Origin of the sequence: Actinocatenispora sera, from assembly GCF_018324685.1 — a bacterium.
Lineage (GTDB): Bacteria > Actinomycetota > Actinomycetes > Mycobacteriales > Micromonosporaceae > Actinocatenispora > Actinocatenispora sera.
The window spans coordinates 1,850,998-1,867,616 of the sequence record NZ_AP023354.1 but is presented as its reverse complement, the minus strand read 5'-3'; the positions used below and the strand labels follow the sequence as shown (position 1 = coordinate 1,867,616).

At 73.3% G+C, this 16,619-nt stretch carries 12 protein-coding genes and 1 pseudogene; 4 read left to right on the top strand and 9 right to left on the bottom strand.

The annotated features are described in order from the left end of the window. Positions 1-6: 6 nt before the first annotated feature. Genes Asera_RS08940 through Asera_RS08925 form a run of 4 tightly spaced genes read right to left on the bottom strand, consistent with a single transcriptional unit; the run spans position 7 to position 4,686 of the window. Entirely contained in the window at positions 7-1,590 is a 1,584-nt protein-coding gene (locus Asera_RS08940; protein WP_030449975.1) for a bifunctional uroporphyrinogen-III C-methyltransferase/uroporphyrinogen-III synthase, read from the bottom strand. Next, the gene (gene hemC / locus Asera_RS08935; RefSeq protein ID WP_030449976.1) at positions 1,587-2,513 is read right to left on the bottom strand and encodes a hydroxymethylbilane synthase; all 927 of its coding nucleotides are present in this window, start codon (positions 2,511-2,513) and stop codon (positions 1,587-1,589) included. The genes Asera_RS08940 and hemC overlap by 4 nt, the downstream gene beginning before the upstream one ends. Next, the gene (hemA, locus tag Asera_RS08930; protein ID WP_084132957.1) at positions 2,510-3,976 is read right to left on the bottom strand and encodes a glutamyl-tRNA reductase; all 1,467 of its coding nucleotides are present in this window, start codon (positions 3,974-3,976) and stop codon (positions 2,510-2,512) included. Before hemA ends, hemC begins: the two co-directional genes overlap by 4 nt. Beyond that, positions 3,973-4,686, bottom strand: a complete 714-nt coding sequence (locus tag Asera_RS08925) for a redox-sensing transcriptional repressor Rex (RefSeq protein ID WP_030449978.1) — start codon at positions 4,684-4,686, stop codon at positions 3,973-3,975. Before Asera_RS08925 ends, hemA begins: the two co-directional genes overlap by 4 nt. Positions 4,687-5,157: 471 nt before the next feature. On the opposite strand from Asera_RS08925, the gene Asera_RS08920 reads away from it, so the two are divergent. The 4 genes and pseudogenes from Asera_RS08920 (at position 5,158) to Asera_RS08905 (ending at position 9,528) form a co-directional block, all read left to right on the top strand. Next, positions 5,158-6,450: a sensor histidine kinase gene (locus tag Asera_RS08920; RefSeq protein ID WP_030449979.1), complete on the top strand. Its 1,293-nt coding sequence runs from the start codon at positions 5,158-5,160 to the stop codon at positions 6,448-6,450. After that, positions 6,438-7,076 (top strand): response regulator transcription factor, encoded by a 639-nt coding sequence (locus tag Asera_RS08915; RefSeq protein WP_030449980.1) that lies wholly within the window; start codon positions 6,438-6,440, stop codon positions 7,074-7,076. Before Asera_RS08920 ends, Asera_RS08915 begins: the two co-directional genes overlap by 13 nt. Positions 7,077-7,198: 122 nt before the next feature. Next, positions 7,199-8,458, top strand: a complete 1,260-nt coding sequence (nhaA, locus tag Asera_RS08910; RefSeq protein WP_157035246.1) for a Na+/H+ antiporter NhaA — start codon at positions 7,199-7,201, stop codon at positions 8,456-8,458. Between the two features lie 153 nt (positions 8,459-8,611). Beyond that, positions 8,612-9,528: pseudogene (locus Asera_RS08905) on the top strand (alpha/beta fold hydrolase). A 732-nt stretch (positions 9,529-10,260) separates the two neighbouring features. On the opposite strand, the gene Asera_RS08900 reads toward Asera_RS08905, so the two are convergent. The 5 genes from Asera_RS08900 to Asera_RS08880 all read right to left on the bottom strand — a co-directional run bounded on the left by Asera_RS08900 (position 10,261) and on the right by Asera_RS08880 (position 16,011). After that, complete coding sequence (locus Asera_RS08900; protein ID WP_035298304.1) at positions 10,261-13,263, bottom strand: SseB family protein; 3,003 nt, start codon at positions 13,261-13,263, stop codon at positions 10,261-10,263. Between the two features lie 123 nt (positions 13,264-13,386). Beyond that, positions 13,387-13,746 carry a hypothetical protein gene (locus Asera_RS08895; protein ID WP_244843803.1) on the bottom strand — a complete coding sequence of 120 codons (360 nt, stop codon included), beginning with the start codon at positions 13,744-13,746 and terminating at the stop codon, positions 13,387-13,389. 267 nt (positions 13,747-14,013) lie between these two features. Continuing rightward, positions 14,014-14,295, bottom strand: a complete 282-nt coding sequence (locus Asera_RS08890) for a WXG100 family type VII secretion target (RefSeq protein ID WP_030448990.1) — start codon at positions 14,293-14,295, stop codon at positions 14,014-14,016. Between the two features lie 18 nt (positions 14,296-14,313). Further along, the gene (locus Asera_RS08885) at positions 14,314-14,619 is read right to left on the bottom strand and encodes a WXG100 family type VII secretion target (RefSeq protein WP_030448991.1); all 306 of its coding nucleotides are present in this window, start codon (positions 14,617-14,619) and stop codon (positions 14,314-14,316) included. 447 nt (positions 14,620-15,066) lie between these two features. After that, the gene (locus tag Asera_RS08880; RefSeq protein WP_157035122.1) at positions 15,067-16,011 is read right to left on the bottom strand and encodes a hypothetical protein; all 945 of its coding nucleotides are present in this window, start codon (positions 16,009-16,011) and stop codon (positions 15,067-15,069) included. Positions 16,012-16,619 lie beyond the last annotated feature (608 nt).

The window sequence follows — 16,619 nt, the reverse complement described above, 5'->3', positions numbered from 1 at the left end:
CCGCCGTCAGCGGAACCGCAGCGCGCTCGGGCCCTGCACCTTGGAGCCGCGGCGCTGCTTGGGCGGCATCTGGGCGAGCTTCTCCTTCAGCTCGACCGCATACTCGGCGAGCGCCTCGACCTCGTCGGTGATCGACGCGTGCTCCGGCTGCACGTCCACCCGCAGCCCGAACTCGACCGCGGTCTCGGCGGTCTTCGGCCCGATGCAGGCGACCACCGTACGGGCGTGCGGCTTGCCGGCGATGCCGACCAGGTTGCGCACCGTGGAGGACGAGGTGAACAGCACCGCGTCGAACCCGCCGGACTTGATCGCGTCGCGGATGTCGGCCGGCGGCGGCGCCGCGCGCACGGTGCGGTACGCGGTGACGTCGTCGACCTCCCAGCCGCGATCGACCAGGCCGGCGGCGAGCGTCTCGGTGGCGATGTCGGCGCGCGGCAGCAGCACCCGGCCCACCGGGTCGAGCACGTCGTCGAACGGCGGGAACTCGGCCAGCAGCCCGTCGGAGGACTGCTCACCGCCCGGCACCAGCTCGGGCTGGATGCCGAACCCGCGGACCGCCTCGGCGGTCGCGTCGCCGATGCAGGCGATCTTGACGCCGCCGAAGTGCCGGGCGTCCAGCCCGTGCTCGGCGAACTTCTCCCACACCGCGCGCACCGCGTTGGTCGAGGTGAACACGATCCACGCGTACCGGCCGTCGACCAGGCCCTTGATCGCGCGTTCCATCTGCGCCGGGGTACGCGGCGGCTCCACGGCGATGGTGGGCACCTCGGACGGGATCGCGCCGTACACCCGCAGCCGGGCGGACATCGCGCCAGCCTGCTCCTTGGTGCGCGGCACCAGCACCTTCCAGCCGTACAGCGGGCGGTTCTCCCACCAGCCGAGCTTGTCGCGCTGCGGCACGCCGCCGCCCAGGGTCAGCACCACCGGGCCGCCGAAGCCCAGCGCCGCCTCCACGAAACTGTCCACAGTGGACGACGTGGTGTACTGCGTCTCGCCGGTGCCGTCGCCGGTGACCGCGACCGGCACGCCGCCGTCCACGCCCGCGGCGAGCAGGCCGTCACGTACCTGGGCGAGGCTGCCGGCGTCCACCGTCAGGGCGAGCGACGACTGGTCGCCGGCGCCACCGAGCGCCGCCGCCACCGCGTCGAAGTCGAGGTTGACCACGTCGTCCGCGTCCACCTCGGTACGCACCGGGCCGGGCGGCATCCCCGCGTACGAGGCGACCGCGGAGGCGTGGCTGATCCCCGGCACCACCTCGAACGGCACCGCGCTGCGCGACACCGCCTGGATCTCCTTCACCACCGAGTCGTGCCCGTACGGGTCGCCGGCCACCAGCCGGACCGCGGACAGCCCGGACCGGGCCGCCGACAGCAGCACCTTGGCGATGTCGCCGGGCGCGCCCTCCGCGGGGCTGCGCTCCGCCCCCTCGGGCAGCACGGCGGACAGCAGGACTTCGGGCACCGACCGGTCGTACACCACGTGGTCGGCTGCGGCCACCGCCTCCGCCGCACGCCGGGTGAGCAGGCCCGGGTCACCGGGACCGGCGCCCACCACGGTGATGCGGCCGACGGACTTACGCGCGCGGGTCATCGTGCACTCTCCAACAGGGAATCAGCGCCAGCGTCGAGCAGCTCGGCGGCAAGCCGCCGGCCGACCGACTCGGCGTCGGCGGGCGTTCCGGTACCGAGGCGACGGATCGACGTACTGCCGTCGAGCGTCACCACGACACCGCGCAGGGAAAGGACCCCGTTCATCACCGTCGCGTACCCACCCACTGGGGCGCTGCAACCCGCCTCCAGCGTCGCGAGCAGGGCACGCTCGGCGAGGACCGCGGCGCGGGTCGCCGGGTGATCCAGCGCGCGCACGGTCGCGGTCAGCTCGGCGTCGGTGACCCGGCACTCCACCGCCAGCGCACCCTGCGCCGGCGCGGGCAGTACCACGTCGGGGTCGAGAAACTCGGTCACCTCGGTGAGCCGGCCGAGGCGCTGCAGGCCAGCCGCGGCGACCACCACGGCATCCAGTTCGCCGGACTCCACCTTGCGGAGCCGGGTGTCCACGTTGCCGCGGATCGGTACGCAGGTCAGCCCGGCGCCGAGCGCGTTGAGCTGGGCCATCCGGCGCGGCGCACCGGTACCGATCCGGGCACCGACGGGCAGCTTCGCGAGGCCCACGCCGCCGGCTGCGACGAGCACGTCGCGCGGGTCGGCGCGCTCCGGCACCGCCGCGATCACCAGGCCGGTCGCCGGCTCGGTCGGCAGGTCCTTGTACGAGTGGACGGCGACGTCGATCTCACGGCCGAGCAGCGCGTCGCGCAACGCGGACACGAAGACCCCGACGCCGAGCCGCTGCACCGGCGCGGCGGACCGGTCGCCGGTGGTGACCACCTCGACCAACTCCACCGGGCGGCCGCTGGCCGCCCGCAGCGCCTCCGCCACCTGGCTCGACTGCGCGACCGCGAGCGCGCTGCCGCGGGTGCCCAGCCGTATCGGCCGGGCCGCTGAACTGCCCGTCACCCGATCTCTCCGTCCTCACGTACCTCGGTGCCGCTGATCGGCCTGCTCTCGGTGGGCGCCACCCGGATCGCCTCGGCCGCGACGCCGTCCGCCACGTCCAGGTCGAACAGCTCGCGCAGGACCTCCGCGTACCGGTCCCCACCGGGCTCCGCGGCCAGCTGTCGAACCCGGACCGTCGGCTGGTGCAACAGGCGTTGTACCACCCGATGCACGGTGCGGGCCATTTCGGCACGCTGCGCGTCGGTCAGCTCCGGCCGGCGCTGGGCCAGCCGGCGCAGTTCGGCGGCGACCACGTCGTCCGCCCGGCCCCGCAGCGCGGCGACCGTGGGGGCCACGTTCGCACTGCGCAGGAAGCCGAGGAAGGCGTCCAACTCGTCGGCGACGATGCGTTCCGCCGCCGGCACCGAGCCCTCCGCCGCGAACGACGCGGCGCTGGCGGCCGGGGCCGCCGGCCGCGCCGACCCGCCGCCGAGGTCCGACGCCAGCGCACCGCCGGCCGGAGCCGACGTGTCGTCCGCGCTGTCCAACGACGAACCGAGCTGTTCGATGTCCACCACGACCGCGCCAGGCAGCTCGGCCACCCCGGCCTCGACGTCTCGCGGTACCGCGAGATCCAGCAGCAGCAACGGATCGTCGCCGCGCAGCCGGGTCGCCTCGGCGACCAGTTCGGTGCCGAACACGTGCCCGGTGGAGGCGGTCGCGGACACCACCAGGTCGGCCGCGGCGACCTCGCCGGCCAGGTCGGTCAGGCCGACCGGCCGGCCGCCGTGGTGACCGGCGAGCCGGCGGGCCCGGTCCAGGCCGCGGTTGGCGATCACCAGCTCTCCCACGCCGTACCGGGAGAGGGTCGCGGCGGACAGGGCGCCCATCGCGCCGGCGCCGACGACCAGAGCGCGCCGGCCGGGCAGCCACTCCTCGGCGGCGGTACCGGCGACCCGCTGCGTGCCGAGCGACAGCGCCGCGGTCAGCACGTTCTGCCCGGCCCGGTCGATGCCAGTCTCGGAGTGCACCCGCTTGCCGACCCGCAGCGCCTGCTGGAGCAGCTCGTGCAGCAGCCGGCCGGGCGCCTCGGCGTCCCGGGCCACCGCGTACGCGTCGCGCAGCTGACCGAGGATCTGCGCCTCGCCGACGACCATCGAGTCCAGCCCGCCGGCGACCCGGAACGCGTGCCGGACCGCCTCGTCGTCGTAGTGCACGTACAGGTGGCTGGCGAGCGCGGCGACGTCGCAGCCGGCCCGGTCGGCCAGCTCGGCGCCGATGTCGGCCAGCGCACCGTGGAACGCGGACACCGCCGCGTACACCTCCACCCGGTTGCAGGTGGACAGCACGACGGCCTCGGCCAGGTACGGCCGGGCCAGCAGCCGGTGCAGCAGCTCCGGCAGGTCGCCGCCCGGTACGGACAGCTTCTCCAGCAGCTCGACCGGTGCGGTGCGGTGCGACAGTCCGACGACGAGCAGGTTCACGACCCGGTCGCCTCCCCGGCGGGCTGCTCCGGGGCCGGCAGGGCCGTCAGCGCCTTCCGGTGCTCGTGGAACGACAGGATCTGCATCTCCACCGCCAGGTCCACCTTCCGCACGTCCACCCCGCTCGGCACGTTGAGTACGCAGGGTGCGAAGTTCAGGATGCTGGTCACACCGGCACCGACCAGCTGGTCGGCCACCTGCTGGGCGGCTCGCGCGGGGGTGGCGATCACGCCGATCGAGATGCCCTCCGCGGCCACCACCTCGGCCAGCTCGTCGATGTGGCGCACCACCAGTGTGCCGATCCGCTCGCCGATCTGGGACCGCTCGGCGTCGAACAGCGCGGCAACGGAGAACCCGCGGCTGGCGAACCCGCCGTACCCGGCGAGGGCGTGACCGAGGTTACCGATGCCGACCAGGGCCACCTTGCGGTGCTTGGTGAGCCCGAGCACCGCCTCGATCTGGGTGATCAGCAGCGCCACGTCGTAGCCGACGCCACGAGTCCCGTACGACCCGAGGTGGGAGAGGTCCTTGCGCAGTTTCGCCGAGTTCACCCCGGCGGCGGTGGCCAGGCCCTCGCTGGACACCGTGTCGTGCCCGTCCTGCGCCAGGCCGTGCAGGGCGCGGAGGTATTCGGGCAGCCGGGCCACGGTGGCCTCGGGCAGGTCCGGGAACACGGGGCTCGCTGAACTGTCGGTGCGCTGCTGACTCATCTGACTCTCGGTTGCGATCCTCGGCGTCCCAGCGTACGACCGGCACGGCGCGGGCCGGGCCAGTCGCGGGTGAAGCAGCGGCGCCGACGGTGACGGGCACGTCGAGCTGATCGTGCGGACCCGCTGACGCACCGCGGTCACGGTGTGATAGGTCTCGCGCCGCTGCCCGCCAGCGTATGCGTTTGTGAACGCACGCACAAATCGCGATCTTGACGATTCGTCACCGGTCGCACACGGAGCGGCGTATCTTGGCGCCGCGATCGACCGTGTTTGCGACGGACGCCACCAAACCGCCCAACCGGTGCCGGGTGGCGTGGGCCACGGTCGGTGGGGCTGGCCCCAGGGCAGGCTCGCCGGGCCACCCGATGGGCATCCGGCCGTCGAATCTCTACCGTCAAGGGCATGAGCGAGCGCCAGCGAGCGAACCATGGGTAGGTGCCTCGCGAACGTTCCGACGAAGGAGGAAGGTTCGTGAGCACCGCTGCCCCCGGCACGGCCGAGAACCGACGCCGTACGACCGTGTCCCAGTTCTTCGCCGACACCGGCTACTGCCTCGCCGACTTCCCGCTGTCGGTGGCGAGCTTCGTCGTGCTGTTGACGCTGTTCTCCGTCGGGCTGGGCACCTTCGCCGGCGCCGGCGGCGCGTTCGTCCTGCTCGCCGGGATGCACGTGGCGCGGGCGTTCGCCGGGCTGGAGCGGCGGCGGCTGTCCAGCGTGCTGCGGACGCCGGTCACCGCCCCCCGGTACCGCAAGGACCACACCAAGCACACCGGGCTGCGCCGACAGCTGGTACCGCTGGTCGACCCGCAGTGCTGGCGCGACCTGGTGTTCGGGATCGCCCGGTTCGTCACCGGCGTGACCGCGTTCGTGGTGACGGTGACCTGGTGGGCGGTCGCCATCGGATACACGCTCAGCTTCCTGTGGGCGTACCCGGTACTGCCCTACCTGAACGGCATCTCCGACCTGCTGGGCATGCCGCACAAATACGGCTACGTGGTCGCAGTCGACACCGGCGTGGGGCTGCTGTTCCTGCTCAGCGCGCCGTTCGTGGTGCGCGGGATGACGCTGATGAACGCCGGCCTGGCCCGCGGCCTGCTCACCCGCCACCGCGTCGACGCGCTGCAGGAACGGGTCGACGAACTGACCGAGAGCCGCGAGGCGGCCCGCTCGGCCGAGGCGTCCGCGCTGCGCCGGCTGGAGCGCGACATCCACGATGGCCCGCAGCAGCGACTGGTGCGCCTCACCATGGACCTGAGCCTCGCGCAGCGCCGGATGCGCACCGACCCGGAGCGGGCCGAGCCGCTGCTCGCCGAGGCGATCCAGCAGACCCGCGAAACCCTGGACGAACTGCGCGCGCTGTCTCGCGGCATCGCGCCGCCGATCCTCGCCGACCGGGGCCTCGCCGCCGCGCTGGCCGCGGTGACCGGGCGCTGCACCGTACCGACCGAACTGTCGGTGTCGCTGCCGGACAGCAAGCGGCTGCCGGAGAGCACCGAGAACACCGCGTACTTCCTCGTCGCCGAGGCACTGACGAACGTGGCCAAGCACAGCGGCGCGACGTGGTGCGAGGTGAAGGTGACCGGGGATGGCAGTCTGTTGTACGTGACGATCTCCGACAACGGCAAGGGCGGTGCGCACACCGCCAAGGGCCACGGCCTGTCCGGCCTGGCCGACCGGGTGCGCGCCGCGGACGGCCGGTTCCACGTGGACAGCCCCGCCGGCGGCCCGACCGTACTGACCGCGGAACTGCCATGCGCGTCGTAGTCGCCGACGACTCGGTGCTGCTGCGCGAGGGCATCGTCCGGCTGGTCACCGAGGCCGGGCACGAGGTGGTGGCGGCGGTCGGCGACGGGCCGTCGCTGGTCGACGCGATCACCGAGCACCGCCCGGACGTGTCGATCGTCGACGTCCGGATGCCGCCCAGCCATACCGACGAGGGGCTGCGCGCCGCCATCCAGGCACGCAAGAACGTGCCGGGCACGCCGATCCTGGTGCTCTCCCAGTACGTCGAGGTGTCGTACGCCGACGACCTGCTCGCCGACCGCGTCGGCGCGGTGGGTTACCTGCTCAAGGACCGGGTCGCGGACGTGGACGAGTTCCTCGACGGGCTGGTCCGGGTCGCCGGTGGCGGGACGGTGCTCGACCCCGAGGTGGTCTCCCAGCTGTTCGTGTCCCGCAAGGACCCCATCCGCACCCTGACCCCGCGCGAGCGCGACGTGCTGCAGCTGATGGCCGAGGGGCGCACCAACACCGCGATCGCCCGGGCGCTGGTGGTCACCGAGGGTGCGGTGGAGAAGCACATCTCCAACATCTTCGGAAAGCTGGCGCTGGCCCCGTCCGACTCCGACCACCGCCGGGTCATGGCGGTGCTCAGTTACCTGCGTACGTGACGCCACCCCGCGCCCGCCGAAGTGTGGCCGGGCGCGGGAGGCGTCCAGGTAGGGTTGGCGGCGGAGCGCCGGGAAGTCTGGTCGGCACACGTTGTCGTGCTACCCGGACCAGGAGCCAGCCGATGCCCGAGCGCCCGCCCGTCACCGCCCGGTTGATCGACCGCGCCCGGCGAATCCGCCAGCGCCGCCACCGGGCACAACGCCGCACCGCGGACGCCGCGGTCACGCTCGCCGGCTACCTGCGCACCGAGACCATCGGCGGCATCGTGATGCTGGGCGCCGCCATCGCCGCGCTGCTCGTCGCGAACAGCCCCGCCGCCGAGCTGTACCAGCACGTCCGGGACGCCCGGTTCGGCCCCGGCGCGCTGCACCTGTCGCTGACCACCGGCGAATGGGCGTCCGACGGGCTGCTCACCCTGTTCTTCGTGATCGCCGGGCTGGAGCTCAAGCGCGAGCTGGTCGTCGGCGAACTGCGCAACCCGCGTACCGCGATGCTGCCGGTGTTCGGTGCGCTCGGCGGGATGGTCGCGCCCGCACTGCTCGCGCTGCTCGTCGGGCGCGGCGCGGACGGCATCGACCAGGCCTGGGCGATACCGGTCGCCACCGACATCGCGTTCGCCCTCGCCGTGCTGGCGGTGACCGCCCGCACCCTGCCCGCCTCGGTACGGGTCTTCCTGCTCACCCTCGCCGTGGTCGACGACCTCGGCGCGATCCTGCTCATCGCCGTGCTGTTCACCGCGCACCTGGCGGTTCTGCCGCTGGTCGGCGCGGCCGCCAGCATCGGCGGGTACCTGCTGCTGCAACGGCTGCGGTTCCGCGGCTGGCCGGTGTACCTGGCGCTCGGTGTGCTGGCCTGGGGCCTGCTGCACGCTAGCGGCATCCACGCCACGCTGGCCGGGGTCGCGATCGGCCTCGCCACCCGGGTACGCCGCGACCCGGGCGAACCGTACGCACCCGCCGAGCACGCCGAACACCGGTTGCAGCCACTCAGCGCCGGCCTGTGCGTACCGATCTTCGCGTTCTTCGCCGCCGGCGTGCCGTTGACCGGCGGCGCGCTGCCCGCACTGCTCACCGACCAGCTGGCCTGGGCGGTCGTCGTCGGCCTGGTGGTCGGCAAGGCGGTCGGCGTGTTCGGCGGCTCGCTGCTCGCGATCGGCGTACGGCTGGCCCGGCTGCCGGACACCATGCACTGGCGCGACCTCGCCGCGGTCAGCGTCCTCGCCGGCTGCGGCTTCACCGTCAGCCTGCTCATCGCCGAACTCGCGTTCGGCGTCGGCGGCGAGGGCGAGCGGCTCAAGACCGCCGTGCTGGTCGGCTCGGTCATCGCCGCCCTGCTCGGCACCGTCCTGCTCCGCCGCCGAGTGCGCGCCCGCCACACCTGACCGGCCACGAGGTCCGCTCGACCGCCACGCCGTCGTCCGGCCGTCCGAGGGGCGCTGGCGGGGCTGGCAGCTGGCGTTGGGTACCGGCGCCTACGCTGGAGTCATGTCTGGACGGTCCCGCAGCGGTGCCCCGGCCGGGCCGGCGGGAACAGCGTGACGCCCCGGCCGGACGAGAGCTGCGTGCTCGTCGACGGACCGTGGACGCACCGGTTCGTCGGCGCCAACGGCAGCCGGTTCCACGTCGTCGAGGCCGGGACCGGCCCGCTCGTCCTGTTCCTGCACGGGTTCCCGGAAACCTGGTACGGCTGGCGGCACCAGCTGACCGCCCTCGCCGACGCCGGCTACCGCGCCGTGGCCGTCGACCTGCGCGGCTACGGCGCCAGCGACAAGCCGCCCCGCGGCTACGACGGGTACACCATGTCCGCCGACGTCGACGGGTTGATCCGGGCGCTCGGGGAACGCGACGCGGTCCTGGTCGGCCACGACCTCGGCGGCCTCGTCGCCTGGATGGCCGCCGCCTTCCACCCCCGCGGGTACGCCGCCTGGTCGTCTGCGCCGCGGCACACCCGCTGCGGCTGCGCACCGGGCTGTTCTCCGACCCGCGCGGCCAACTGTCCGCCAGCCGGCACCTGCTGAAGTTCCAGGTGCCGCGCTACGAGCACGTGCTGACCAGGGACGACGCCGCGATCGCGGCACAGCTGATGACCGACTGGGCCGGCCCGTGGCGCACCAGCGCCGAGTTCGCCCACTACCTCGCGCACTGCCGGCAGGCGATCCAGATCCCGCAAGCCGCGTTCTGCGCGCTCGAGGCGTACCGCTGGGTGTTCCGCGGCGCGCTGCGCCCCAGCGGCCGGCGCTTCGTCAAGCTGATGCAGCAGCCCATCACCAGCCCCACCCTGCACCTGCACGGCGGCGAGGACACCGGCGTCCTGCCCCGCACCGCGCAGGGCTCCGGCCGGTACGTCGCCGCCCGGTACGAGTGGCGCCTGCTCGACGGCGTCGGGCATCTCCTGCAGCAGGAGGTCCCCGATGTGGTCACCGCCGAGATACTCCGCTGGATCAAAGAGTAGGGACTCACCTCTTTGCGCTGAGGTGGACCCGAAGCGCCGGTGCCCGGCTGGCGTGCGCGCGGGGTGTAAACCCTGTTCGCGCTGCGTGCGCTTCTGCTGGTGGTGTAAAGCCCACCTCTGTTCCTTCTTTCACCCCTCGTGGGGGGAACGTGGGGAGCGGGCTTCGCCCCTCCCCACACCCCTCCCCATCAAGGGGGCAGTCGCCCCCTTGACAATCCCCCGTCGGGAAACCAGTGATCAGGAGGGACGCCGCCTGGCCGTTTCGGAGCTACGGGGTGTCGGTGCGGCCTACCCATCGCCGCCGAGCCCGCCACGCCAACAACCAACCCCATCCGCCTGTGGCCCGCCAGGAGACGAAGCGTCGCGTTGCGTTGCGAGGCGGGCGTTGGCGTGATGGGTAGGCCGGGCCGGTTCCCCGGTCTTCTTCGACGGGCACTGGGCGTCGAGGGGCATCGTCACCGGGATGGGTAAGGGGATGGCCAAGGGGAATCCCCTTGGCGGGGAAGGAGCGCGAGGAGGGGGCGAAGCCCTCTCCTCGCATTCCCCCACGCGGGGTCAAAGCGCGAACAGAGGTGGCCTTTACACCCACACGCCGAGCGCGCAGCGGCAGAGGGCGTTCACACCGCCGGCTGCAACCGGCGCCGGACAAGGGTGGGCTTTACACCGCCAGCGCCGGACGCACGCCAGCCGCGCAGCGGCGCTTCGGGGGCACCTCAGCGCAAAGAGGTGCGGTCAGATCAGGGGATGCCACCGATGGTGGTCGGCGTTGAAGACGGCCAGCACGGTGGTCGCACCGTCCGGATCGATCCGGTACAGCTCGGCGCCGTGCGGGAGCCGAGCGGTCGGGACGCGGTACTCCACGAGCTCGGGATCGGCCGCCGACCGCACCGCCGCGAGTACCGGCAACAGCTGCTCCGCCTCGACGTGCCACCGGATCGCGTGTACCGGCTCGGCGGCGACCTCGGCGGACAGACCGGTGGCGACCCGCAGGTCACCGGCGCGGACCGGGGCGTCGGCGACCGGATGGATCCAGCCACCGACCCGGTCGAAGTGCCGCTCCAGGTAGAACGGCACCTGCGCGTCGGGTAGCACCTTCTGCAGCAGCGCGGGGAACGACAGCGGCGGCACCGGTTCGGTCGGCGTCGGCTCGTTCTCGAGGGCGGGCGGTACCGGCGGCCACTCGGGCGCGGGTTCGCCGTCGTCCTGTGGCGGCGCGTCGGCGGCGGCACCCGTTGCGGGATCGCGGGACGCGGCGCCGGCCCCGGCGGCAGCGGGCGTGGCGGTTCCCACCGCGGCGCCGCCGTCGGTGCCCGCTGCGGCCCCGACCGTGCCGGGAGCCAATCCTTCGGCGGCCGCGTCGTCGCCGGACTCGGGCTCGCCGGTCAACGCCTCGGCACCGGTCCTCGACTCGCCGGTCACCGCGGCACCGCCGGTCACCGCATCGGCATCGCGCTCGGATCCGCTCGCCGGCGCGTCGTCGCCGACCGCGGGCTGGGTCGTCGGGACATCGTTGCCGACCGCGGACCCGCCGACCGCGGACCCGCCGGCCACGGCATCGCTGCCAACCGCAGACCCGCCGGCCGCGGCATCACTGCCAACCGCGGAACCGCTAGGCGGGGCATCGCTGGCGACCGCGGATTCGTCCGTGGTTGCGTCGGTCTCGGCGAGGTCGGGCGAGGAGTCCTGCTCGGCCTCGACAGGCGACGGACCCTCCTCGGCCGCCGCGCTGCGAGCGCCATCGTCGAGGTCGGCGACGGTACCCGCGGCCGTGCCGCGCACGTCCTCGGCGCCCTCGGCCGGTACGGCATCGTCTCCGGCCCCGGTACCGGCGGAGCCCGGCGCCTCGTCGCCGTCCCCCGTCACGGCCGAGCTCACCGCCTCGTCTCCCGCTCCCGTACCGGCGGAGTCCGCCGCATCGTCGCCGGTCGCCGCGGGCTGGCCCGGACCGGTCTCGGTCGCAGGCGTCTCCGCGTCGCGTTCGGACCCGTCATGCCCGCCCGCCGCGGCGTGCTCGGACGCGCGCTCGTCGGCGGCATGGTGACCGCCGGGCGCCGCGTCAGAGTCTGCGGCGGGCGAGGCGCCGTGCGGTGCCTGGGCGCCGTCGGGCCGCGCCGGCAGTTCCTCCCCGTGCGCCGCGGCGTCGGCCGGGGCCGACCACGGCGATGCGTCGGCCGTCCCGGCGAGTTGTTCGGAGGCAGGCCGGTCGGACGCGGGCTGGGCCGACACCGGCGCCGACTGTGCGGGTACCAGCGGGCCCCGCTCGGGCTGATAGGGCTGCTCGGCCTGCTGGCCCTGGCCCTGCTGGCCCGGCTCTGCCTGCTGGGGTTGCTCGGCCTGCTGGGATTGTTGTGGTGGCAGCACGCCGAGCCGCTCGGCGAGATGGGTGCGGCGGGCCCACTCGGCCAGTTCGGCGATCTGGTCACCGTCGACGGTGGCGCTCACCGGGGTGTCCGGGTTGAGCGCGAGGTACCACTCGCGGTGCGGCCAGTGCTCGACGATCAGCACGAACGGCACCACCGCGTACGGCGCGGCGCCGACCCGCTCGCGCATCCGCTCCTGCGAGGTGAACACCGGCACTTGCGGGGTGCCGTTGCGTTCGATGCTCGGCCAGGGAAAGTCGGGGGCGGTGACCGCGGTCGGCCCGGGCGCGGCGCCCTCCGGCACCGGCACCAGCAGGTACGCGCCGAGCAACGCGTCCATGAACGTCTTCCGGTCGCCGGTGCGGGACGCGTCCAGCAGCGTCTGCTCCAGCGGGCTCGCGGGCTGGAATCCGGCCGCATCGGCGGCGCCGGTCGACAGCACCGGCACCGTCCCCGGCGACGCTCCCGCGGCCGGCGGCTGGGCCTGCTGCTCGGCCGCCCCGGCGTGCGAGGCCGCCCCGGCCTGCTGCTGGTACTGCGCCGCCGCGTCGGCCGGCGGGTAGGCCTGCTCGCGTCCCGGCTCGTACGGCTGGGCCCCCGCCGCCTGGTACGGCTGTGCCGCGCCCTGCTGGTACGGCTGCGCCGAAGTGGGTTGCGCGGAAGCCGACTGCTGGTACGGCTGCGCCGAGGTCGGCTGCGCGGAAGCCGACTGCTCGTACGGCTGCGCCGAGGTCGGCTGCTGGTACGGCTGGCCGGAGGACGGCTGGGCTGCGGCATCGTGCTGCGCCCCGTCACCGGGGTCGGCCGGCGCCGCGGCCACCGTCTGGCCCGGATCGGCCGGTGCCACGGCGACCGTCTGGCCCGGGTCGGCCGGCGGCGTCGGCGTCTGCTGGGTCTGCAACGGATCCGGCTGGCCGGCGCCGTCCTGCTCACCCGGCCGGTACGTGGCGGCGGGATCGGCGGAAGCGCCGCCGACGGCGAGTTGCGCGCCGAGCTGGACACCGGTGAGCTGGCTGACGAACGTGCCGGGCAGGTAGCCGGCGATCGGCAGCCCGAAGTCGACAGCGAGCCACCAGGACTCGTCCGGCCACCAGGCGCACACCTCGGCCAGGCGGCCGGTCCGGAACTGGTCGGTCGGCCGGCCCATGATCGACGCCAGCGCCGGCTGCGAGGTGAACGCGAGGATGTACGTGCGCCCCTCGTACCCCCAGGTCGCCCAGGTGCCAGGCTGCGCGGCGCCGGTGGCGTCGGCGGCGAACGGCAGGATCAGGTCGGCGGCGCCGAGCACCTCGAAGTAGCGGTCCTGCTCGCCACGCTGCATGGCATCGAGCAGCGACCGCTCGACGTCGTTCGCCGGCTGCCATTCGTCGGCCATCACGCCTCCCTGCCGTCCTCGAGCTGCCTGCCTGCGCCGAGTGCGTCGAGGCCGGTCCCGGTCGCCGTTGCCCGGAATCGACCAGCAGACAACGTACCGGTCCGGCTCAACGGTGCGACACCGTCAGGTGCGCTGCTCACTCAGCTCACTGACCTCGTCACGCTTGGCCCATGCCTGGTGCACGCCGCGGTCGAACTCGCCGAGGTCCAGCCCATCCGGCGGCGGCAGCTCGCCGAGGTATTCCACCCGGTACCAGGAGCCGTGCTCGCCGACGATCTGGAACGGCTGGTCGCGCCAGCGGCACCGGACGGTCAGGTAGCCCAGCTCGGACACGTCGCCGCGCGGCACCACCCGCAGGTAACGTTGCGCGCCGATCTGCTCGAAACCGGCGGTCGGTTCCTTGGTGTAGAGCCGGACCCGGTCACCGTCCGGGCTGGCGTCGAACTCCTGGTCACGCCACCGCGCGTAGTACCCGTCCCGCACCACACACCTCCTCGTCCGGCATCGCCTGCGCGGGCTCCAACCTACAAGAGGTCGCCAAGATCGGCGCCGGTCGATGAGGTGCCGTTTCACCCGGTACCGACGCGTGCACCCGCCGGCTACGCCGGCACCCGCCCCAGCATGCTGGATCACCAGCCACCCGCAAAATCCCTGACTGGCCCCCAGAGAGGCAGCGGCTCCAAGCGAAAGGCGGGCCCTCGCCGTACCGAAGGCCCGCCTACCTGTCGTCACCGCATCACCGAACGAGCGTCAGCCCCACAGCTTGGAGTTGCTCATCTCGGTGCTGACGTAGTTGTCGCTCGCGATCCCGACCGCGCCGCCGATCTGGTTGAGCACCTGGTTCAGATCGGTGACTGCCTTGTCCCACTTCTGCTGGTGCTCCTGGTAGGCCTGGCGGTCGCTACCTTCCCACTCCATCCGCTGCAGGCCGGAGCGAAGTGTGTCCAGCTTCTGATCCATGCCCTGGGCGATCTGCTTCATCTGCGAGTGGGCTTCCTGCAGGACGTGCGGATCAACCTTGATCATCGACATTGTTGTCAGCCTTCCCCGTCAGCCGTTCAGCGCCGAGTGGATCTTGTCCAGCATCTGCTGCTGTTCCTCGTCGTTGTGCTGGTGCTGGCGGCCGGACTTGTCGAGCAGATCGGCGATGTCGTCCATCGCCCTGAGCAGCGTCTTGCTGTCTTCGCTCCACCGCTGCATCAGCTGCTGGAACGAGCCCGCGGCGGAACCCTGCCACGCGCTGGCCAGATCCTGCTGAACGAGCGTCTCCAGCTTGGTCAGATCGCCCTGGATGTCGTCTCGGGTCGACCGGACGTCGTTGGCTGCGGTATGCAGCGTCGCGTGGTCAACCTGCATGGGCCCGTTGCCCATGATCCACCTCCCGAACTATTGGAGGACCCCGTGTCCCGACCGACACCGCCGATCACAAAACCGGCGTAGGCGGCCTACCCAACGTAGGCAGTACCGTATCGGACGTGCGCAATGGTCCGCGACCGGCGAGTGTTGGTCAGTCCGCCCAGATCGCGCGCAGGACCGACAGAACACGACGGGTCTCGTTTTCCGTGACAGTTCTATCGAGTCAACGCAAGCAGGCATCTTCCTCACAGGCATCCCATCAACGGCCGCGCCGGCGGGTCGACGGCACCTGGGGAGCGCGTTGCCCTCCCATCGCCGGTTCAGGGTGCCGCGGCCCGCTGATGCTGTGGGTCGGCGGCGCCTACGCGTTCACCCGCTCGATCAAGGGCTGACCCGCGCCGGGTCACCTCGACCCGGTGCGCCACATCGACGGCAGCCGGCGCGCGGTCAGCGGTGGGCGGCGCCGAACTGCCGGCTCTCCACGTCGGTCGGGTTGAGCCACAGGTACCGGTCGGCCTGGCCACCGAGCACCGCCATCATGTCGTCCCGCATCACCTGGAGCAGGTTCACCGTCTCCGAGGTCAGTTGCAACACCGACGCCGCCGCGGACGCCTCGCCGGACGCCAGCCGCTGCAGGAAGATCATGTTCGACGCCTGCACCGACGGGAAGCCGTACGCGGTGAGCTGCCGCAGCACCGTGAGCTGGGTCTGCCAGGGCCCGAGCGCCGGCGGTTGCTGGGCGCCGTGCAGGCCCACGTCGTACAGCATCAGGGCGGGCGACGTGGCGGTCGCGCCGACCGTGACCGCACGCTCGCCCGACATCACCGCAACCCGGTCGTCCCGGCCGGTCGCCCAGCGACCGAAGCCCTGCCACTCACTCGGCTGGTTGGTGAACACGACCACCCGGGCACCCATCGCGAGCGCCCGGAACACCGTCACCCGGGCCGCCCACAGCCCACCGATCAGCGACAGTCGGGTCGGCTCGTCCCGGAACATACGCACCAGCACCGGTGCCTTGTTGCCGTCCCGCCCGAGCAGCAGCCCGCTGCTGGTCCCCGGTACCTCGATCTGTTGCAGCGCACCGCGCGACACCCCGTGCATCCCGGCCCGCAACCGCTGGAACGGGCGGAGCCGGCGCGGTCGGTACCCCTGGCGTTGCGGCCGCGCCGGCTCGACCTCGCCGTACATCGTGCCGGCGCCGAGCGGTGGCTGCTGCTGACCGGGACGGACCAGGCCGGGCATCGAGGCACCGGACACCGGCGCACCCGAGACCGGGTTCATCTTGGGCCCGCCGCCGGCGCCGAGCGGCCCGGCCGGGCCGTTCGGCGCCGGGCGCACCCGATCGTTGCCCAGCGGTACCAGCGCTCCGCCGGACACCGGCACCCCACTCACCGGCGGGCCGGAGACCGGTACCGCCGACCCCGGCGGCCCGGACAGGGGATGCGCTCCAGCCTGCGTAGCTCCAGCCTGCGTAGCCCCAGCCTGCCTGGCTCCAGCCTGCGTAGCCCCAGCCTGCCTGGCCCCGGCCTGCGTGGGCCTCGGCGGCGTGGGCCCGGACGGGCCGGGCCACGACGGACCCGACACCGGGGCTGCGGAATCCGGGGCTGCGCCGACCGGGGCGTTGCTCGACGCGCCGGTGACCGGGGCGTTGCCTGGCGCGCCGCTGACCGGCCCGTTCCGGGGCGGCATCGGCGGCGCCGTGTTCACCGGCTGCGCCCCCGGCCCGGGCACGGTGTTCCCGGAGGTCACCCGCGGCGCTGTGTTCCCTGGCGATGACGCGTTTCCTCGGACCGCAACACTTCTCGGCGGCGCGGCGGTTCCGGGTGCCACGGAGATTCCGGACGGCGCCGCATTCCCGGGAACCACGGCACCACCCGGCGGCGCCGCATTCCCGGGAACCACGGCACCACCGGGCGGCGCCGCATTCCCGTGGGGCACGGCGGTGCCCTGCGACACCGCACTCTGCTGCGGCGCGGTGGCTCCTGGCGGCACCGCGCTCG